At 49.0% G+C, this 20664-nt stretch carries 21 protein-coding genes and 2 pseudogenes; 8 read left to right on the top strand and 15 right to left on the bottom strand.

What is annotated here, in order from left to right; genetic code table 11:
- Positions 1-5: 5 nt before the first annotated feature.
- The 4 genes and pseudogenes from bioD to bioB all read right to left on the bottom strand — a co-directional run bounded on the left by bioD (position 6) and on the right by bioB (position 3655).
- On the bottom strand, positions 6-686 hold the full coding sequence (bioD, locus tag JC793_RS05360; RefSeq protein ID WP_431739826.1) for a dethiobiotin synthase: 681 nt from the start codon (positions 684-686) through the stop codon (positions 6-8).
- Positions 676-1470: a malonyl-ACP O-methyltransferase BioC gene (gene bioC, locus JC793_RS05355; protein ID WP_218427721.1), complete on the bottom strand. Its 795-nt coding sequence runs from the start codon at positions 1468-1470 to the stop codon at positions 676-678. Before bioC ends, bioD begins: the two co-directional genes overlap by 11 nt.
- On the bottom strand, positions 1436-2608 hold the full coding sequence (gene bioF / locus JC793_RS05350; RefSeq protein ID WP_218427719.1) for an 8-amino-7-oxononanoate synthase: 1173 nt from the start codon (positions 2606-2608) through the stop codon (positions 1436-1438). The genes bioC and bioF overlap by 35 nt, the downstream gene beginning before the upstream one ends.
- Positions 2609-2616: 8 nt before the next feature.
- Positions 2617-3655 (bottom strand): annotated as a pseudogene (gene bioB, locus JC793_RS05345) (biotin synthase BioB).
- An 86-nt stretch (positions 3656-3741) separates the two neighbouring features.
- Between bioB and bioA the strand changes: the two are divergent.
- Complete coding sequence (gene bioA, locus JC793_RS05340; protein ID WP_218427717.1) at positions 3742-5046, top strand: adenosylmethionine--8-amino-7-oxononanoate transaminase; 1305 nt, start codon at positions 3742-3744, stop codon at positions 5044-5046.
- A 176-nt stretch (positions 5047-5222) separates the two neighbouring features.
- Here the strand turns inward: bioA and pgl are convergent, their stop codons facing one another.
- Positions 5223-6212 carry a 6-phosphogluconolactonase gene (gene pgl, locus JC793_RS05335; protein ID WP_218427716.1) on the bottom strand — a complete coding sequence of 330 codons (990 nt, stop codon included), beginning with the start codon at positions 6210-6212 and terminating at the stop codon, positions 5223-5225.
- 222 nt (positions 6213-6434) lie between these two features.
- Between pgl and JC793_RS05330 the strand changes: the two genes are divergently transcribed.
- The 5 genes and pseudogenes from JC793_RS05330 to JC793_RS19880 all read left to right on the top strand — a co-directional run.
- Entirely contained in the window at positions 6435-7256 is an 822-nt protein-coding gene (locus JC793_RS05330; protein WP_218427714.1) for a pyridoxal phosphatase, read from the top strand.
- Between the two features lie 151 nt (positions 7257-7407).
- Positions 7408-8217 (top strand): hypothetical protein, encoded by an 810-nt coding sequence (locus tag JC793_RS05325; RefSeq protein ID WP_247717325.1) that lies wholly within the window; start codon positions 7408-7410, stop codon positions 8215-8217.
- A gap of 71 nt (positions 8218-8288) precedes the next feature.
- Positions 8289-8693: a DUF1240 domain-containing protein gene (locus JC793_RS05320; RefSeq protein WP_247717324.1), complete on the top strand. Its 405-nt coding sequence runs from the start codon at positions 8289-8291 to the stop codon at positions 8691-8693.
- Entirely contained in the window at positions 8686-9003 is a 318-nt protein-coding gene (locus JC793_RS05315; RefSeq protein WP_218427712.1) for a DUF1240 domain-containing protein, read from the top strand. Before JC793_RS05320 ends, JC793_RS05315 begins: the two co-directional genes overlap by 8 nt.
- A gap of 20 nt (positions 9004-9023) precedes the next feature.
- A pseudogene (locus JC793_RS19880) lies at positions 9024-9086 on the top strand (DUF1240 domain-containing protein); the annotation flags it as partial.
- A 23-nt stretch (positions 9087-9109) separates the two neighbouring features.
- Here JC793_RS19880 and tssD read toward each other — a convergent pair.
- From tssD to JC793_RS05275, 7 genes are all read right to left on the bottom strand, one after another.
- Positions 9110-9586, bottom strand: a complete 477-nt coding sequence (tssD, locus tag JC793_RS05305; protein ID WP_218427711.1) for a type VI secretion system tube protein TssD — start codon at positions 9584-9586, stop codon at positions 9110-9112.
- 256 nt (positions 9587-9842) lie between these two features.
- Complete coding sequence (locus JC793_RS05300; RefSeq protein WP_046893734.1) at positions 9843-10199, bottom strand: hypothetical protein; 357 nt, start codon at positions 10197-10199, stop codon at positions 9843-9845.
- Positions 10200-10393: 194 nt separating this feature from the next.
- Positions 10394-11461, bottom strand: coding sequence for a molybdenum ABC transporter ATP-binding protein ModC (gene modC / locus JC793_RS05295; protein WP_052926225.1), 1068 nt, complete (start codon positions 11459-11461; stop codon positions 10394-10396).
- The gene (gene modB / locus JC793_RS05290) at positions 11455-12150 is read right to left on the bottom strand and encodes a molybdate ABC transporter permease subunit (RefSeq protein WP_166707248.1); all 696 of its coding nucleotides are present in this window, start codon (positions 12148-12150) and stop codon (positions 11455-11457) included. The genes modC and modB overlap by 7 nt, the downstream gene beginning before the upstream one ends.
- Before the next feature lie 23 nt (positions 12151-12173).
- A complete protein-coding gene (gene modA, locus JC793_RS05285) occupies positions 12174-12944 on the bottom strand; it encodes a molybdate ABC transporter substrate-binding protein (protein ID WP_032099091.1) in 771 nt (256 codons plus the stop codon).
- A 195-nt stretch (positions 12945-13139) separates the two neighbouring features.
- The gene (locus JC793_RS05280; protein ID WP_107678135.1) at positions 13140-13280 is read right to left on the bottom strand and encodes an AcrZ family multidrug efflux pump-associated protein; all 141 of its coding nucleotides are present in this window, start codon (positions 13278-13280) and stop codon (positions 13140-13142) included.
- Positions 13281-13393: 113 nt separating this feature from the next.
- Positions 13394-13972, bottom strand: coding sequence for a hypothetical protein (locus JC793_RS05275; RefSeq protein ID WP_218427709.1), 579 nt, complete (start codon positions 13970-13972; stop codon positions 13394-13396).
- Between the two features lie 199 nt (positions 13973-14171).
- On the opposite strand from JC793_RS05275, the gene modE reads away from it, so the two are divergent.
- Positions 14172-14957, top strand: coding sequence for a molybdenum-dependent transcriptional regulator (modE, locus tag JC793_RS05270; RefSeq protein ID WP_218427708.1), 786 nt, complete (start codon positions 14172-14174; stop codon positions 14955-14957).
- Between the two features lie 65 nt (positions 14958-15022).
- On the opposite strand, the gene JC793_RS05265 is transcribed toward modE, so the two are convergent.
- From JC793_RS05265 to JC793_RS05255, 3 genes are all read right to left on the bottom strand, one after another.
- Positions 15023-16975: a bifunctional 2',3'-cyclic-nucleotide 2'-phosphodiesterase/3'-nucleotidase gene (locus tag JC793_RS05265; RefSeq protein WP_218427706.1), complete on the bottom strand. Its 1953-nt coding sequence runs from the start codon at positions 16973-16975 to the stop codon at positions 15023-15025.
- Positions 16976-16990: 15 nt separating this feature from the next.
- The gene (locus JC793_RS05260; RefSeq protein WP_218427704.1) at positions 16991-17995 is read right to left on the bottom strand and encodes a WG repeat-containing protein; all 1005 of its coding nucleotides are present in this window, start codon (positions 17993-17995) and stop codon (positions 16991-16993) included.
- A 289-nt stretch (positions 17996-18284) separates the two neighbouring features.
- Positions 18285-18929 carry a hypothetical protein gene (locus JC793_RS05255; RefSeq protein ID WP_218427702.1) on the bottom strand — a complete coding sequence of 215 codons (645 nt, stop codon included), beginning with the start codon at positions 18927-18929 and terminating at the stop codon, positions 18285-18287.
- A 206-nt stretch (positions 18930-19135) separates the two neighbouring features.
- On the opposite strand from JC793_RS05255, the gene modF reads away from it, so the two are divergent.
- The gene (gene modF / locus JC793_RS05250; protein WP_218427700.1) at positions 19136-20587 is read left to right on the top strand and encodes a molybdate ABC transporter ATP-binding protein ModF; all 1452 of its coding nucleotides are present in this window, start codon (positions 19136-19138) and stop codon (positions 20585-20587) included.
- The last annotated feature ends 77 nt before the right edge of the window (positions 20588-20664 follow it).

The raw sequence follows: 20664 nt of genomic DNA, 5'->3' as shown, positions 1-20664 counted from the left end.
CAGGATCAGTGTGCGGAAACCGGCAGAGAAAGATAGCCGGATAAGTCCTGATTCAGCGGATCCGGCAGATGGGGAAGCACACCCAGGCACGGTGCCGGGATCAGATTACTGAGTGTCGCCAGATACGCCTGCTGCCGCAGTCCCGGCGGCGTGACCTCATTAGCCACCCAGCCCGCCAGCGGCAACCCGGCCTGCTGTATCGCCATCACCGTCAGCAGCGCGTGATTAATACAGCCGAGCTTCACACCAACGACCAGGATCACCGGCATCCCCATGTGTGCTGCCCAGTCCGCATAGGTTTGTGTGGCCGACAGCGGGGTAAACCATCCGCCCGCTCCCTCGGTCAGCACCCAGTCAGCCTGCTGATTCAGCGCATGCAGCCCGTCAGTCATCACTTCAAATTCCAGCGGGGTTTGTGTCAGTTCGCTGACAATGTGCGGCGAGGTCGGTTCGGCAAAGGTATACGGATTGATCTGTGCGTAACTGACCGGCGGCACCGTATACCGCCACAGTGCCAGTGCATCGCTGTTGCGCAGGCCGTCCTCTGTCATCTCACTGCCCGAGGCCACCGGTTTATATCCGGCACAACGGAAACCGGCGTTGCGGGCGGTCTGCAACAGGGCGCAACTGACCACGGTTTTACCGGCATCCGTATCGGTGCCGGTTAAAAACCAGTTATTTTTCAACATGAATGACTCCGTACTGAATAAGATAGCTGAGCGGAAACCGCCCGTTTTCGGCGGGGTAATGATCTGCCAGCTGAATGAGTTTATTGCGTGTCATCAGCCCGGCAGCACGCCCCTGATGAACATGGGTGGCGCCGATCCCCTTAAGGGAGTGCAGCAGCGCGGGCAGTGAGTCGAAAGAGAGCCGGTAACAGACCTCCGACAACACGTGCCGGTAAGGCTGACAAGCGGCAGAAACGGCCTCCCGGCTGAGAAAACCGTTGGCATGACGGTTGCTGTCCACCCGGGAAAAAGCCTGATTCAGTTCATCCAGAGACCCGCTGAGCAACGTGGAGAACGCCACCACACCACCGGGCCGGGTCACCCGCACCAATCCGGCCAGAGCGGCCGCCAGGGAATCACACCACTGTACCGCCAGATTGCTGAAACAAAAATCAAACTGACTATCCGCAAAAGGCAGTTGTTCGATATCCCCCTGCACATAGCGGGTCGCCCGCTGCTGTTCCGCTGCATGCGCCAGCATTGCCGGAGAGAGATCAAAGGCCGTCACACTGCGGCATTCCGCTTTCCATTGTTCACTGAAGAACCCGGTACCGCATCCGGCATCCAGCCCGTGCAGTTCAGACACGATTTGTCCGGAGAGTGCCTGAGTGGTCAGCTGACGCAGATGATGGCCGGTTTTCTGCTGAAGATGTGCAACTGAGTCATATTGCCCTGCGGCACGCCCGAAAGCGGCAGCAACGGCAGCTTTATTCACCGGGGCGGTAGTGACGGCAGAATGCATCCAGCGCCTCCGTAAGCTGTGTGATATCGTCGCGGTGATGTGCGCTGGTCAGCGTGATACGCAGACGGGCGGTATTCGGCGGCACGGTCGGCGGGCGGATCGCTTTCACCCACAGGCCGCGCTCCTGTAAATAGTGCGACAGCGCCAGCGCAGTACGGTTATCCCCTGCGATCAGCGGCTGGATCGCCGAGGCGGACGGCAGTAATTGCAGCGGCAGATGCGCCACCTGCTGACGGAAGAGACGGATATTCTCCGCCAGTTTGTCACGCAGTCCGTCACCATTGCGGATTGCCTGTACCGCAGCCTGAATGGCACACGCCTGCGCGGCCGGGAATGTGGTGCTGTAGATAAGATGACGGGCATATTGCGTCAGGTAATCCGCCGTCTGTGCATCGCACAGCACTGCCGCACCGCTGACTCCGGCCGCTTTGCCGAAGGTGACAACCTGAATATCCGGGTGTATTCCCGCCGCATCACAGCTGCCCCGCCCCTCACGGCCGCAGACACCAATGCCGTGCGCATCATCCGCCATCAGCCGGGCGTTATGCTGCCGGGTGAGCGGCAGGATCGCCGCCAGCGGCGCGGCATCACCGTCCATACTGAAGATCCCCTCGGTGACCACCAGGGTTTTGCCGGTGCTGTTTTCAGTCCGGCTCAGACGAGTGCTCAGATGAGCAGTATCGTTATGATGAAAACGGCTGAATTCAGCAGGTGAATGTATCGCCGCTTCCATAATGGAGGCGTGAGCGAGTTTATCGCAGATAAGATGATCACCGCGCTGCATCAGTGCCGTGATCACCGCCTGATTAGCACTGAAACCGGAAACAAATAAGATCGCGCGATCAAACCCGAGCCACTCTGCCAGCATCTGTTCCAGATCCCGGTGAGCTGAAGTGTAACCGGTGACATGGCCGGAGCCGCCGCTGCCCACACCGTATTGTTCAGTGCCGTCACACCAGGCGCGGATCACCGCCGGATGGCGGCTGAGGCCGAGATAATCATTGCCGGAGAAATTCACGGCGCGTCTGCCGTTAATCAGGAGAGTACGTCCGTCCGCGCCGTCATTGGCGTCACGGCGGCGCACAGCATCCTGCTCCTGCGCCTGTTTCAGGCGCTCAGAAAGAAAAGTCTGCCACATGGTCCGGCTCACAGGGCTGCGTTATAGAATTTTTCGTCATCGCTGTGGCTGATGGCATCCAGCAAATAATCTGTCTGCTCATTATCCCCTTGGGTAACGTGGATCGCTTCACGTTTGATTCCCAGTTTTTTAAACAGTGCGATATCGGTATTTTCTTCCGGGTTAGTGGTGGTGAGCAGTTTGCAGCCATAAAAAATGGAGTTCGCACCCGCCATAAAGCAAAGCGCCTGGGTCTGTTCATTCATCATTTCACGCCCGGCGGAGAGGCGCACATGAGACGTTGGCATCATAATGCGGGCCACCGCAATGGTGCGGACAAAATCAAACGGATCGACTTCCTCATTATCCTCAAACGGCGTGCCTTTGATTTTCGCCAGCATGTTGATCGGCACACTTTCCGGAGCTTTCGGCAGATTCGCCAGCTGTACCAGCATCGCCGCACGATCGCGCACCGCTTCACCCAGCCCTAAAATTCCGCCGGAACACACTTTGATCCCCGCATCACGCACATTATCGAGGGTATCGAGCCTGTCCTGATAGGTCCGGGTGGTCACAATCGAGCCGTAAAATTCCGGCGAAGTATCGAGGTTGTGGTTGTAATAATCCAGACCCGCTTTGGCAAGACGTTCCGCCTGTGAACTGTTCAGCATACCGAGTGTCATGCAGGTTTCCATACCCAGCGCCCGTACTTCTTTCACCATGGTTTCCAGATACGGCATATCGCGCTCATGCGGATTCTTCCACGCCGCTCCCATACAGAACCGGGTCGAACCAGCCGCCCGCGCCTTACGCGCCGTCTCCACCACCTGCTGAACTTCCATCAGACGCTCTTTTTCCAGCCCGGTCTTGTATCGCGCACTCTGTGCACAGTATTTACAATCTTCCGGACACGCACCGGTTTTGATAGAAAGCAGCGTGCTGATTTGCACCTGCTGCGGGTCAAAATGCTGGCGATGTATGGTCTGAGCTTCAAACAAAAGTTCAAAAAAAAGGTTTTTCAAACAATGTGTTGGCTTCTTTTAATGTCCACTGACGACCTTGACTCATAACTGTAACTCCCGATAAAAAAGTGTTGCCAGTTTAAATATCAGCATTATCATGTCAACTTTATTTGCATTGAAATGGTTTACATAATGGCTTTTTCAGGGAATATTTCAGGTCACACCTTTTCGGCTGATGATGCGGATTTTGACCGCCGCCACATCTGGCATCCTTATACATCAATGACTCAGCCACTTCCGGTCTATCCGGTCGTCTCCGCTCAGGGGGCTGTCCTGACACTCGCTGACGGCCGCGAACTGGTTGACGGTATGTCCTCCTGGTGGGCGGCCATCCACGGCTACAATCATCCGGTACTGAATGCCGCAGTCACAAAGCAGCTGTCGCAGATGTCACATGTGATGTTCGGCGGCATCACTCATCCGTCAGCTGTTGCACTGTGCCGCCGCCTGGTAACAATCACCCCGGCCCCGCTGGAGTGTGTGTTTCTTGCCGATTCCGGCTCTGTGGCGGTGGAAGTTGCACTGAAAATGGCGCTGCAGTACTGGCAGGCCCGCGGTGAGAAGCGTCACCGGATCATCACGCCGCGTCACGGCTACCACGGCGATACATTCGGTGCGATGTCAGTATGTGATCCGCAAAACTCCATGCACTCTCTCTGGCAGGGCTATCTGCCGGATCACCTGTTTGCGGATGCGCCGCAGTGCGGATTTGATGAGGAATGGCGGCCGGATGATCTCCGCTCCGTGGAAACGCTGCTGGAACAGCATCATCATGAAGTCGCAGCCGTGATCCTGGAACCGGTTGTTCAGGGTGCAGGCGGAATGCGCTTTTACCATCCTGAATATCTGAAAGGGGTAAGATCGCTGTGCGATCACTACAATGTCCTGCTGATTTGCGATGAGATCGCTACCGGATTCGGTCGTACCGGTAAGTTATTTGCCTGCGAACACGCAGAAATATCACCGGATATCATGTGTCTCGGAAAAGCGATTACCGGCGGTTATATGACCCTCTCGGCCACGCTCACCACCCGTCATATTGCGGACACCATCAGTCAGGGGGACGCCGGCTGCTTTATGCACGGCCCGACCTTTATGGGGAACCCGCTGGCCTGTGCCACCGCCGTGGCCAGTATTGATCTGCTGTTATCCGGAGACTGGGCAGCGCGCGTTAAAAACATCGAAACACAACTGAAAACCGCCCTGCTGCCGCTGAAATCCCGCCGCAGCGTCCGGGATGCCCGGGTGCTCGGCACCATTGGTGTTATTGAAACGGAAGAGCCGGTGAATATGGCAGAATTGCAGCGCCGTTTTGTTGACGCAGGCGTATGGATACGCCCGTTCGGACGACTGATTTATATTATGCCGCCATACATTATTACCGGTGCGCAACTGGAAAAACTGACACAGGCGATCGATAAGGTGACGACAGGATGAAAAAGCAGGTGATAGCATCAGCACCGGAGAAGCGCTGATAACGGGCAAAAACGAAAAGCCGCTGTGAATACCTCCCTGTACGCTCAGGCGCGTCATCCCTGACGCGCATGCTTTTCGTTTCGCCTGCCCGTTATCACTTATTACCTGACCGGTAAACTCTGTATTGAAAAAATGAATTATTTCAGTGTCAGCACCGCCACCCACATCGGCCCCTGTCCTGCCGGATAGCGGTTGATAAAGTGCAGTTCGCCGGTAATCGCATCAATACGGGAAACCGCAACATGATGAGAAAGCTGTCCGGTTGAGATCAGAAAACGTCCGCTGTTATCCACCGCAAAACCGCGCGGCTGAGTTTCTGTCGGATAACGTCCTGCCAGTTGCAGATGGCCGCCGTCATCAGACACCCGGTAGTGATTAATCACACTTGATGCCCGCTCGCAGGCATAGAGGTGATGCCCGTCCGGTGTGATATGAATATCGGCCGCCCAGCGGCGCCCTGAATAATCATCCGCCATCATATCGACAGACTGAATTTCACGGACTTTCACCCATTCGCGGTAAACATTAATGGTCGCATTTAATTCATTCAGGCAATACGCCACATGTTTTTCCGGATGAAACGCCATATGGCGCGGCCCGGCACCGGCAGCAACGCTCAGCATATCGGCATGGCGTTCAGTTAAGTGCCCGTCGTCACCGATAGTATAAGCACGGATATGATCTTCCCCGAGGCACGGTACAAACAGTGTGCGGCCATCCTGTGCAATATTGGCGGAATGCGGATTTTTTAATCCCTCAATCACCTGTACAGCACGGGCGGGAAGACCGTTATCGCGGATCGGCAGCACCGCCAGATTACCCTGATGATAAGACGCGGCATACAGTGTACGCCCGGCATTATCAAGGGTGATATACGCGGCAGTGCCCGGGAGCGGCGTCAGACCGGTTTGTGTCAGCTTGCCGTCTGCGGCAATTTCATACGTAACCACCGCATTGCCCGGTTTTACCGCAGCATAAAGATGACGGCCATCCGGCGCGGTGATCAGCGGCTGCACCTGATCAGGCGTTGATACTGTCTGTAACAGTGACATCTCACCGCGTTCATTCATCTGCCAGACATGAATCTGATGACTTTCCGTACTGGCAACATAAACCACCTGCTTCATTCGCGCTCCTTAATATCATCACTTACCCGTTTGATTTTTAACAGGTAATGTAAGCATTTCTGTATAATAATACCGCACTTAGCGTTTATCGCGAAACAATTAACATGCTATATTACCAGTTATCGCCGCCCGGAATCATTCAGGATGCCGTCAGGGTGCAATAATATTCCCTGATGCCCGTTTTTATTCCGGTTCTGACACTCATACAAGGGGCTTCCTGTTATGTCTTACCGCGTCCTCGCATTTGATCTCGATGGTACACTTCTCGATCCGGATAAACATATTTTACAGGAGTCGCTGGATGCCATCCGCGAAGCCCGCCGTGCCGGGGTACAGGTGCTGATTGTCACCGGCCGTCATCACGTTGCTATCCATCCGTTTTATCAGACATTGCAGCTGGATACACCGGCTATCTGCTGTAACGGCACCTATCTGTACGACTATCCGGGGAAAAAAGTACTTTCCGCCGATCCGATGAGTATCAGTGAATCCCGTCAGTTGCTGGAACGTCTGGCACAGACGGATATCGAACATCTGATGTATATCTCTGATGCCATGCTGTATCACACTGACAGCAGCACCATTGAGCGGACACTGAACTGGTCTGCCTCCCTGCCCGAACACCAGCGCCCGGTGATGCGTAAAGTGGATAACTTCCTTGATGAAGTTGATCGCGCTGACACTATCTGGAAATTCGCCACCTGCTCAGACGATCTGAACAAACTGCGCGAATTTACCGATGCCGTGGAAGCGGATATGGGGCTGTCCTGCGAGTGGTCGTGGGTAAACCAGGTTGATATTGCCCGCAAAGGTAACAGCAAAGGCCGCCGTTTGCAGGAATGGGTGGAATCTCAGGGAATGTCGATGAAAGATGTGATGGCATTTGGTGATAACCACAATGATATCAGCATGCTTTCTTCTGCCGGCCTCGGAGTGGCAATGGGCAATGCGGCAGACGAAGTCAAAGCACATGCCGACCTGATTATCCCGGATAATACCCAGCCGGGTATTGCACAGGCGATCCGCCGTCATATTCTCAGCTGATAAATGCCGTTTATATGGCTGAATAAGTAATTATTCAGCCATATACCTCCTCCAACCCCCGGGTCTGAGCCATCAGACAGAGTTGAACATCGCTGTTTCATCTTGTACTCTGAACTGAATGACCAGGGAGCACGGAGAGCATGGAGCGCGCATGGGATATAAATATGACCCGGTACGGAAAACCGTCATTTCATCAGACACACCGTATAGTTTTGAAAAACGGCCCGATTATGATGAATTAAATCATCAGGCAACATTGCTGAAAATAAAATCAATACTGAGTGATACAACCGATGATGCGAATGTCGCTGCGCTGATTACGATTGAGGAAGCTGAGTATGTTTTAAAAAATACAAATACGTCAAATCCCTTTCAGTCAGCAAAAGAGACTTTATTTGGTATCGGTGATTTCGTTTCCAATTATTCGGGAAGCGTTTACGAATCAGGCCGGATTTTCCGGATTATTAATGAGTTTAAAGACCTCGGTATTAAAGCAACAGAATATACCGGTAAAAATGGTAAGGTTTATATCCGGTTATCCGGCCATGCCGGAGTAAGAGCTTTCCTGAACGCGACCCGGTATTTAGCCGATAATCCGAAAATACTGTATATGGGCGTCGGTACTCAGGGGCAAAATGCCGTTTCAGTCGGCGCCACCCGGTTTTCAATTGTGTATTCTCTCGCTTACCGTGTGGTCGAACTGATATTTAAAGATGAATATACGCTGACGAATTTTTTTGTGAATGTGACGATGGATATGGCAAAGCTGGCTGTAAGTATGAAGCTGGGTGCTATGGCTGTCGGTGGGTTGATGACAGCCACAGGTTTTTCAGGTGCTAGTGTTATAGCCATATCAATAGGCATATTTTTCGTTGGTCTTGGTATAGGAATTATTTTATATACTCTTGATGATTATTTCGGAATAAGTGAATCTATTATCAGAGAGCTGAAAAAAAAATAGCAAACCAAGATCCGATGGAGATGGTCGATACCATGCTGATAATTTTTTCACCAACTTCAATAGGTACACCCGTGGATGAAATCAAACCAGTTAAAATGTATTTTATTTCATTAGTTTTTTTTATTATTTCAATTTTTGGATTATATATATCTATAATGGCCTATAGAAGTTATTTTCTGATGGGTAACATTGTTAGTTTTTCATTCCCCTATGCATCTTTTATATTAGGTTGGCCTTTACTTCTTAGCTTCTCATTTATTACATTTATGTGTGGATATCAAAAAAAAACGCAACATGTAAACCAGAAACTCTCTGGTTTATTTAGTGTTATTGCTATATCAGGAATTATTTTTAGTCTTATTTTTTCATTTTATATCGAGTATAATTTAACGTCACGCGGCTATGTAAAATGTTATAAAAAATCCATACTGGCACCAACTGAATATGTTATATCAAAGGATATGTGCCGTGAATGAGATAAAACCTGTCAAAATGTATCTTGCTTCTGCTATTTTGATTTTTTTTGTAGTAATTGGCGTATATGGTTCAGCAAGTAGTTATGTCGAGTATTTTTTAAAAACCGATATTATTTCATTTTCATTTGTAGTAGGTTTTATTATTTTTTGCTTTCCCTTTCTCTCGTGGTTATCATATTTAATATTCATGGTAGCGCATCACAAAAGAAAACTAAAAGTAAATAATAAAATAACTAATTACCTTGCGGTAATAGCAATGTTTGGTATTGTTTTTAGTTTTTTTTCTCATTTTATGTTGAGTATGACTTAACATCGAATGGCTATGTCAAATGCCATAAAACATCAATCCATGCACCAACTAAATATGTTATTTCAAAGGATATGTGCAAATAGCCCATACCCTTTATCGCTGTATCTTAAACCAACTCGCTGTTAATGCTGTATGTTGATGTACTCGCTTTTACATGTTCTCTTGAGATAGATACATATCTCATTTTGACACGCTGGTAAGGGTCTTCGCCGCTGTCACTGATTAAGTTCGCGTGAACATCATCGACATCAACCAGTGATACACCGGTAAGTTTATATATGGCGTAAACTTCAAGCTGTCCGTGCTGACTTGTTCTGTAGCATTTAAAGGTTGCTTCCAGAACCTCATTATTATCAATAGAAGAGAAAAGCAGAGGAAATGCTTTATCCATTGGTTTTGTGAATACAAGTTCTTTATAGGCCGCATTTTGTGCCCGGAATGCACCGACTGTTAAATTCAGTACCTGTATGTCATCTTCATGTCCGGCCTGATAGCGGTTTCCTATCGAATCAACTGATGAACATCCCGCAGAAATCAGCCCCTGATTCTTACCTCTTAACGTCAAATAGATCGGATGTGCCATAAAAGTCCCTTTAATGAAAAATCGGATAGTTATCAACACAGGACGTTAGCATATATTAACGTTTTGAGACACAAAACGATGACAATAATTTAACACAACAAAACATCTTTACGATGAAACCACATTGAGTATCTGCCCGAAAATCCACCGTCATATTCTCAGTTGATAAATACAATTTTATAAAAATAAAAAACGCCCCTTAATAATAGGCATTTTTTCGTATTTATGTTTCTGCCGATCTTAACATATAAAGTAGTTATTTATACTTATCAAAACTCCAGTTATTTTTTGGTTTTTCTGCCGGGTTCTGATTCGGGAATTTATCATTTTCAACAATCAGCAGTAATTTAGAGCCGTCATAAGTATAACCACCCTCCGCATACTGATACGGAAAACTTTCTGTCGCCACCACTTTATATCCCATACTGAGCAGCTCCGGGATGCGCATTCCGCCCTGTGAGCCATCAGTGGTACCGATACACCAGACTTTTAAGTTTTCGATTTCAACATCTTTCACTTTTTTCAGATAGGTGTAACACATCACCTGATTTGCGGCCAGCGCCTGACCGCCGGAGAAAATACCCAGTAATAAAAAGAGAAGTGCTTTTTTCATTGTATCCCTCTGACTCAGTGGTTTTTATGCAATAACGCACGTCTTACACTTATTTCCGTGTGCGGAGAATATTATATGATAATGCGGGGTCAGTGATGAACCGGCGATAATATATATCGCCGGTGCAGCGGAAGGGCAATCAGAATAATATGAATGCCCCTTTTATTAATGAAAAGTACGTATATTCAGACAGGTTATAATTCGCGGCTCAGTGACACACTTTTTACCTGTGCATACACCCATTGTCCGGGTTTAAGCTGTAAATCATCCCGCGCCCAGCCGGTAATCCGCGCCCAGAGGAAATGATTGCCGACCGCCAGTCTCACATCGGTCTGACCGTTGTCACCATCATACATTTCCGTGATTTTTGCCCGTAATATATTGCGGATACTGCTGCTTTTCGGTTTTTCCAGCGCGATTGACACATCATCCGCACTAACCCGTACCCGCACCGGCGTGTCACGCTCACCGGCGATACGCGGCACCCACAGCACCTGGTCACCGATAGCGGCAGCAGTCATCGCATAGCGGTCATGGTGCTCAAGCACCGTAACACTTAATACACTTGAGAGGCTTTCCTGTGTGAGCCACGGACGCAGCGCCGCGCCTGCCCACACCTCTTCCAGCGGCCCTTGTGCCAGAATACGGCCTTTCTCCAGAATCACCACATCTTCCGCCAGCCGCAGGATTTCATCCAGACTGTGACTGACATAAAGGATCGGAATACTGATATCCTGCGCCATCTTTTCCAGATACGGCAACAGTTCGCGTTTGCGCGGCAGATCCAGAGACGCCAGCGGTTCATCCATCAGCAGAATATCCGGTGCGGTCAGCAATGCACGGCCAATCGCCACCCGTTGTTTTTCCCCGCCGGAGAGGGTTATCGGCAGGCGGTTCAGCAGATGCCCGATACCCAGCAGTTCCACAATGCTATCAAACTGATCTTCCATTTCCCGCGCCATGCCATAGCGCAGATTGCCTCTTATCCGGTAATGAGGAAACAGACGCGCATCCTGGAAGACATAGCCGATTTTGCGTTTTTCCGGCGGCAGACAGATACGTTTTTCAATATTAACCAGTGTGTGACCGTTAAGCTCAATCCGCCCTTTCTGCGGCTTTGTCAGCCCGCCGATCACATTAATAAAGGAGGTTTTCCCGGCCCCTGAGAGCCCGAAGACCGCGGTAATACGATCACTGGCCAGTTCGGTGTTGATGACCATCGATAAATCACCGAGCTGCTGTTCGAAATCAAGCACTAACATACGGTGACCCCCAGACGTTTACGCCCCCAGCGGGTCAGCCATTCCGAGGCCAGCAGTGAGGCCAGTGCCAGAATAATAGCGATAATACAAAGCCGTGCCGCGTCCATTTCCGCCCCCGGTGTTTCAAGCAGGGAGTACATGGCCAGCGGGATAGTCCGGGTTTCCCCCGGGATATTAGAGACAAAGGTGATTGTCGCGCCGAATTCGCCCAGTGAGCGGGCAAATGCCAGCACGGTGCCGACAATAATTCCCGGCAGAGACAACGGGAGTGTGATGGTGAAAAAGACCCGCAACGGAGAGGCACCAAGTGTCCGTGCCGCCTGCTCCAGCCGCATATCCACCGCCTCCAGTGCCAGGCGGATCGCCCGCACCATCAGCGGAAATGCCACCACTGCCGCAGCCAGCGCGGCACCGCGCCAGCTGAAGGTAAAACTGAAGCCGAACCAGTTATAGAGCCACTCACCGATAATACCTTTGCGGCCCATGCTGATCAGCAGCAGATAACCCACTACCACCGGTGGTAACACCAGCGGTAAGTGGATAAGACTGTCCAGCAGCGACTTGCCCGGAAAACGGCAGCGCACCAGTACCCATGCCATCAGTATGCCGAACGGCAGACTGACTGCCACGGCGACCGTTGATACTTTCAGGCTGAGGATGACCGCCTGCCATTCATACTCATTCAACATCGCTGTCTGTTAGTCCTTACTTATTACAGAGGGCTGAAACCGTAACGTTTGAAGATTTCTTTTGCTTCCGGTGTCTGCAGATAATCATAGAAACCTTTAACATCGGCATTATTGCGATCTTTCAGGATAGCAATCGGGTATTCAACCGGTTTATGGGTATCCGCCGGGAAAATACCGACCACTTTCACTTTATCACTGGCAACCGCGTCAGAGCCGTACACGATACCCAGCGGCGCTTCACCGCGCTCCACCAGCGCCATGCCGCTGCGCACATTATTAGTACGGGCCAGCATCGGATCAACCACTTTCCAGGCGCCCAGGTTTTCCAGGGCTTCCTGTGCATAAATACCGACCGGCACATGATCAGGATCGCCGACAGCCAGACGGCCGCCATCCAGTAATTTAACCCAGTCAGTCTGCTTATTAATATCGACTTTATCAATCTTGCTGTCTTTCGCGGCAATCAGCACCAGCTCATTACCCAGCAGGGTTTTACGGGTGTCATTGATGATCAGATTTTTTTCCTGAGCATAATCCATCCATTTCTGGTCAGCAGAGATAAAGATATCTGCCGGGGCGCCATTTTCAATCTGGCGGGCCAGCGTGGAAGAAGAGGCATAAGACGCAACAACTTCCCCCTTTTTCTCCTGCTTATATTTTGCCGAGATTTCATCAACGGCATTTGTCAGCGATGCCGCTGCAAATACGGTCACTTTTTCAGCGGCCCATGCCTGACCCATGACAGCAGCAGAGATAACAACACCGGCCAATAACTTACTGAACTGTTTTTTCATTTTTTCCACCAGGATAGATTAGGATTAACCCGTTGTATATAACAAGATACAGCGAAAAATGAAAGGAGGTTTATCCCACTATCGTCAGTTAAGCGGAAAACACTATAAAATGGGGGAATTACATCAGGAGTGAGCGGGAAAACAAAAACAAAGGCGGATCACCTGCACAGGCAGGTGATCCTGAATACAGGATAATCAGTGCTGTTTTTCGTGGCGATCGCCTTTTGAAATCAGGTTGAAAATTTCACCTAATCCCCAGATCAGAGCCGCCAGGCCTGCCATGACAACAGGAACCATTAACAGTGCAAAACCTAAACTTTTAATTAACTCAAACATAGCACTTCATCTCTTTATATCAGGCGAAAGAATATTCAGCATGACAATAATAGCGTCATATTGCCCGCTATTCTATATAAATCACGCAGCCGGAAGCATAGCGATTCGTGCGGTCAGGTCTGCATAAAATAAACAACAGCCACAATCACTGCTGCCAGGATAAGAAAACCGACCACCTTTCCGGCACCACCCGGTTTTTCCACAATATCACCACTGCGCGGTGAGACAGGCGCGGACGAAGATTGTGCCGGTGTTTCACCCTCATCATCTTCGCGGTAAAGCTCCTGAATATAGAGAAACATCGTTTTCATAAACTGACTGTTCAGTGGCAGGGTCTGACCATCCTCACCAATGATGCACAGTGTAAAATCAATTTTTCTGCTCAGTCCCAGTAAAAAAGCACCCGGCAGCCAGGTATACTCCCGCTCACCGGAAGCGATCTCTTCCGCAACTTTTGCCGGAGCTTCATGACCGCCGTCATCACGCATATAAACAAGCAGCAACGGCTCTTCATCATCTTCGCCCTGCGTGAACGCCAGGCCAATTTGTCCGCCACTTTCCTGATCCTGAGATTCAGCCCAGAATGCCTGCTCTGCCAGCATGCGGGCAAATGCTTCTGTTTCAGTACCTTCCCCTTCCGGTTCCGGGGAATCCTTGACTGCCTGATGAAGACGGAATAATACATTCTGCATGAAATAATCTCTGGCTGATAATTAATAGCTATACCATACCTGTTTTTATCCGGCTCACAAATTATTAAGTGAAATGTAACCGCCATATTGGCAGATGAAAAAAAACCGCAGTTTGCTACACTAACCGGAAAGTAACGCCGCACCGGGCGGAGAAACTGCGCCGGTGATTCTGTCTGATTAATATACGGGGTATTTTCCGTTGGATATTTTATTAACACTGAAATCAGAAGGTCATTTATTTGCCGATCCGCGGCGGATTTCCTTACTCAAGCAGGTCAAAGCTACCGGCTCCATCAGTCAGGGGGCAAAACTTGCCGGTATCAGCTATAAAAGCGCGTGGGATGCCATCAATGAAATGAACCAGCTTGCCGAGGAAACTATAGTTGACCGGGCGACCGGCGGCAAAGGCGGCGGCGGCGCAACACTGACGCGCTATGGTGAGCGCTTACTTCAGCTTTATGATTTGCTGGCACAAATCCAGCAGAAAGCGTTTGATGTCCTCAAAGAGGATTCACTGCCGCTCGACAGCCTGCTGGCAGCTATCTCCCGCTTCTCATTACAGACCAGTGCCCGTAACCAGTTCTTCGGTACTATCATGTCGCGCAACCATACCCACGTGCAGCAGCATGTTAACGTTCTGCTGGCAGATAAAAAAACGGAACTGGCTGTCGCACTGACCGAGCAAAGCGCCAACCGGCTGGGGTTATCCATAGGTAAAGAAGTACTCACTCTGATTAAAGCGCCGTGGGTGAAAATCAGTAAATCCGCAGAAAACAGCGCTGATTATGACAACTGCCTGAGCGGACGCATCTGTTCCGTAGCCAGAGGTGCGGAAAACAGTGAGGTGATGGTGACGCTGACCGGCGGCGCACAGTTATGCGCAACGGTGGATAATCAGGATGCTGATAATCAGCAGCTGAAAGACGGTGATGAAGTCACCGCGCTGTTTAATGCCGACCAGGTAATTATTGCGACGTTGTGCTGATAATAAAAGACGCAAATAAAAGCCGCCGCGGACTGAACCGACGGCGGCTTTACGTCAGTAACTGCTTACTTCGCTGTTAAATCAACCTGATAAACCGCAAAGCCCACATCATCAGTGCCAACCCGCGTCATCGGATAACGTGCATTTTCTTTAATAAACTGCGTGGCTTTTTCACCCGGGGAGGTTTCAAAGCGGATATCTAATTTTTTATCCGTTTTCACCGGCACAAATGTCCAGTTCTGCTCTGCCCGGGCCGATACCCCGCCTTTCTCTTTGGTTTCTGCCGCGATATAGCCTGCCAGCACACTGCGGTTTTCATCCGGTGAGGCAAACGCAATATGTTTATCGCCGGTACCGGCAAATTTTCCGCTGTAAGCACGGTAGTTATTGGTGGCAACCAGGAAGACCGCTTTCGGATCAATCGGTTTACCCTGATAAGTCACATTTTTGATGCGGTTGGCCTGCGGATTGACGGTCTGGCAGTCCACATCATATTTTGCCGGTTGGGTCAGGTCTATCTGGTAATTGACCCCGGAAATAGTATCAAAATTATAGGTTCTGAAACCATCCCAGTTAACCAGGCTCTGCGGTGCCTCAGACTGCGGGTCAATCTGATTAAACATCCCGGCGGAGCACTCCAGCCATTCGGTGACTTCCGCACCGGTCGCTTTTACCACCACCAGCGTATTTGGGTAGAGATAGAGATCGGCCGCGTTGCGGAATGTCATATCCCCTTTTTCCACCTCGACAAAATCTGCCGGGGCATTTTTGCGTCCGCCCACTTTAAACGGCGCGGCGGCTGATAATACCGGCAAATCCGCCAGATCCGGATCACCCTGAATAAAGCGGCGGGTATAATCTGTCTGCGCGTTATTAACAATCTGCACTGTCGGGTCGCTCTGCAACAGGGCGAGATAGCTGTACATGTTATCCGGTGATTTACCAATCAGTTTACCGACAAAGGCCCGGGTCGCATTGTGCTGCTCATCAATCACGGAAGCCAGCTTGTCATCCCGCGCCACCAGCGGCTTTTTATTGACCTTGTCATAAACCGGACGTGCCTGTGATTTGGCATCCGTCACTTTCCATGCGCCGTCATCATTGTTCAGTACCAGATCTACCACACCGAGGTGATCACCCCACTGGCCCGGCATCACCGCCGGAATACCATTAACGGTTCCCTGTTCTATATTAACACCTTTGATATCCGCGAAATCTTTGCCCGGAAATACGCCGTGCGAGTGGCCGAACATAATGGCATTAATCCCCGGGACTTCGCTGAGATAATATACCGAGTTCTCTGCCATCGCTTTATACGGCTCCTGAGAAAAACCGGAGTGCGGAATAGCGACAATTAAATCAGCACCTTCTGCTTTCATTTGCGGTACAAATTTTTTCGCGGTTTCCGTAATATCATTAACGCGGACTTTTCCTTCCAGATTGGCTTTATCCCAGATAAGGATTTGCGGCGGTACAAAACCGATATAGCCGATTTTAATCACATGCTCTTTACCGTCGCGATCTTTTACCGGAGTATCGACGATAATATAAGGCGTAAACAGATTCTTACCGGTTTTTTCATCAATAATATTGGCGTTTATATACGGAAAATCCGCACCGGCAATGGCTTTTTTCAGATAATCCAGGCCAAAGTTAAATTCATGGTTACCGAAATTACCAACGGTATAGCCCATGGTATTCATTAATTTATGTGCCGGATGCGCCTCGCCGTCATTCAGTCCTTTGCTGACCATATAATCGGCCAGCGGGCTGCCCTGAATTAAATCCCCGTTATCCACTAATACCGCATTGGTGACTTCACCTTTCGCCGCTTTAATTAACGCGGCAGTGCGGACTAAACCGAACTGATCTGTCGGTTTATCTTTGAAATAATCAAAATCAATTAAGTTACTGTGAATATCCGAGGTTTCCATCACCCGCAGATCGACTGTCGCGGCATTGACCGTTCCGCTGATCAGTAATGCCAGTACCGAATATTTTAATCCTGTTCTCACCATAACACCCTCTTCCGTTTAATGTTCTGCTGCTGTTATTTTGTCTGTTTTCACACCATTTGCGTCCAGTAATTCCTGCATGGTGTAGTACTTATCATCAATACTGTAAGATATCAGCCCGTTCATGGATGACATGGAATTATGATGACTGTATTTAAACGGAATAACCACGTCGCCCTGTTTATTAATCACGCCCCAGTGATCACTTTTTCTCACCAGCGCATAACCGTTATCAAAATCACGGGCTTCCTGATAATCAGGAGCAACCACTTCATTTCCTTTTACGTCAACAAACCCATATAAATTATCTCTCTCTGCCTTTATCATCTCATTGCTGATTTCACCGGCTTTATCATAGCCTTTTAATGTCAGGCGGATTGTTGCATCCTCATTGAGAAAATAAATTTTTTTATCTTTTGTTGCTATGTCATCCATAAAAACACGGCTGATGACTCTGACTGTATTATCTCCGCCTTTTTCCAACCAGTACTTAGATACAGGAAGGATCTCCTCACCTTTATCATTCAGAACATGTGTCCCTTTGTTGTCTTCATAATAGAAAAACTCAAAACTGCCATAATAGCTGTTAACGATGTCCGCTTCCGTATTTTTACCGGAAATGACTATCGGATCAGCATAATTAACATTAAATATCAGGATGTTATTACCATCGGAGACAACAAACGCATCATCAGATAAACTGTATACGCGATTAGCGTGCATAATATAATCCAGCTTTTTATTTACTGCATCCAGTTTATGAATCTGATAGTACGTTGATTCATACTCTTCGCCGTCATTTTCATCTTTTTTACTCTCAGTATGGCGGGTAAAGAAATAACCGTTCCCCACACTGTACACACCCTCTTTACCATGATTAATCATCTCATTACCGTTTTGATCAATAATATAAAAGGTTTGTGTCTTCTCATCTTCAATGACCGGATAGAGACTGGTATAACCAGGTGTCAGTATAATATTTTGTTCTTCACGCTCCTGCTTATTTGCAGCGTATACGGTCACCGATTCCGGCGTACCATGGTAGATACATTCCACCAGGTAAGTTGCAGGCTCGTTGGTTTCTTGTTCAAGGCGTTCATAATAGCCGGCAACTCGTTTTATTAACTCGTCTTTATTTTTACCGTATTTTTCAGCCGCTTTTCCTGTGCCATTAATAAATCGCTCTATTTTTTCAATATGGCCGATTTCCCCTCTTGAACAGGCAGATGCTGATAATATTTTACCCTTTTTATCCGTAACGTTTTCGCTGACAATATTCAGTTCACCATCCAGCGAATATTTCAGGTAATTTTTATCTTTTTTTTACCAGCGTTAATTTATAGTTACCTTGTGAAATCTCCGGTTTATCCGGGGTGAGATGATAACGGCCAAGGTCACTGATGTAGCGAAATGTCACATTGGCATCAATACTTTTTACGGTTTTCTGTGTATTTAATTTTATATTATTATCTGCTTTGGTAACTTTTATATCGCTTATTTCTTCACTACCATCCATGTAGGTAATTTTTTTAATTTTCACCACAAGTTGTTTTTCTGCCGGCATGACAGGAATGTCAAAATCAAAAGTGGAATAGCCATGTTCTATATTCTGAACAAACGTTATTTCTTTAAGTGCTTTATTAAATTTGTTTTTATATTCTTCTGGTGTAAGAACAGAAAATACATTTTCGTATTCTTCATCTTCAGATGACACCGTCTTCCGCTGGCTATAGAGGTCATCTTTTCCTCCTATCCCGAGAATAAAATCAAACTGCTCTTTCTGTGCCTGTATTTTTGTTACCGCTTCTTCCGGCGTCAGGTCATTAAACTCTTTTGTTATATAGTCCAGAGTTTTCTGTGACGGCTCCGGTAATTTCTCCTCATACCCGAAAAACCAGTATGCCATTCCCGCCGCAATAACCAACAGTGCGGGGATTGCAATCATCTTTTTTTTCATCAGCACATCCCTTTCATATAATTTCCATAATTCCGTAATAGCGTTAATAAAAAGTATAACAAAAACAGCAGACTGAATAATGACGTTTCTGTGAAGCAGATCTTCTTTTCATGATACGGAATGTAACACCGGAGCCATATCTTGACATCGCTGCCGGTTCCGCTTATTTCTGGGGAATAATTAAACTAATAATAAGGCTGTTCACTATGGCACATCTGCATATCACACAAGGGATTTTCCGGTTAAGCGCGGATAAACAACTGTCTGTTCCGTCATTACAGCTGGACACCGGGCAGCATCATGCCTTTATCGGCACCAACGGCAGCGGGAAATCCGCCCTTGCCCGCGCACTGGTGCAGGAACTTCCGCTGCTTTCCGGGGAGATGAGCACCACTTTCCGCCGTCCGGTTCTGGTCGCGTTTGAAAAATTGCAGGCGCTGATTGATGAAGAATGGAACCTCAATAATACCGATCTGATTGACGGCGATGACACCGACAACGGCCGCACTACCGCTGATATTATTCAGGCAGAATACCGTGATAATGAGCGCTGCCTGCAACTGGCGGCGCAGTTCGGTATTTCTGATCGCCTGTCACGCCGTTTTAAATACCTTTCCACCGGCGAAACCCGCAAAGCCCTGCTGTGTCAGGCACTGATGACAGAGCCGGATCTGCTGGTACTGGATGAGCCTTATGACGGACTGGATACTGACTCCCGCCGCATGCTCAGTGAGATGCTGGCAGAACTTGCGGCAGACGGACTGACCGTTATTCTGATCCTCAACCGTTTCAGTGATATTCCGGACTTTATCACCCGCGCCGGGCTGCTGACAGAATGTGTGCTGGCACCGGCGGACACCTTGTCCGCGCTGTTACAGGCACAACTGGCCCGCAGTGAGCAGACAGAAAATCTGACACTGCCGGAGCGGGATGACCCGGCCGCAGAACGCCTTGCCCCGGATATTCCGCGGGTGATCCTCAATCACGGTTGCGTCAGTTATAACGACAAACCTATTCTGCATGATCTGACCTGGCGGGTGCTGCCCGGCGAGCACTGGCAAATCACCGGTGAAAACGGCGCAGGAAAATCCACACTGCTCAGTCTTATCACCGGTGACCATCCGCAGGGCTACAGTAACGACCTGACACTGTTCGGCCGCCGCCGCGGCAGTGGTGAAACCGTGTGGGATATCAAACGGCATATCGGGTATGTCAGCAACAGCATCCACCTCAGTTACCGTGTGAATATCAGCGTGCGTAACACGCTGATTTCCGGTTTTTTTGATTCTGTCGGACTTTATCAGAAACCCTCCGACCGGCAGATAAAACTGGCGGATGAATGGCTGGCACTGCTCGGCCTTAAAGCTTACCGTGACGCGCCGTTTCACAGCCTGTCATGGGGACAGCAGCGGCTGATACTGATTGCCAGAGCGCTGGTGAAACATCCTGCGCTTCTGATCCTTGATGAGCCGTTACAGGGGCTGGATACACTCAACCGCCTGCTGGTACTGCGTTTTATCGATATTATGATAAGTCGCGGTGATACGCAGTTGCTGTTTGTCAGTCATCACAGTGAAGATACCCCGGCCTGTATCAACCGGCGTCTGGCGTTTATTCCTGATAACGGTAGTTATCGTTACGAAATCAATGAGTTGTAACCGGATTATCAAACGGCTGTTTTACTTTTTTATTTCACCGGGAACAGCCGTTATTTTCTGAATGTATTCAGTTTGTT

It is taken from the genome of Morganella morganii, assembly GCF_019242955.1.
In the GTDB taxonomy this organism is placed as follows: domain Bacteria; phylum Pseudomonadota; class Gammaproteobacteria; order Enterobacterales; family Enterobacteriaceae; genus Morganella; species Morganella sibonii.
Note: the sequence above shows the minus strand (reverse complement) of the source record. Positions and strands in the feature narration are given on the sequence as shown.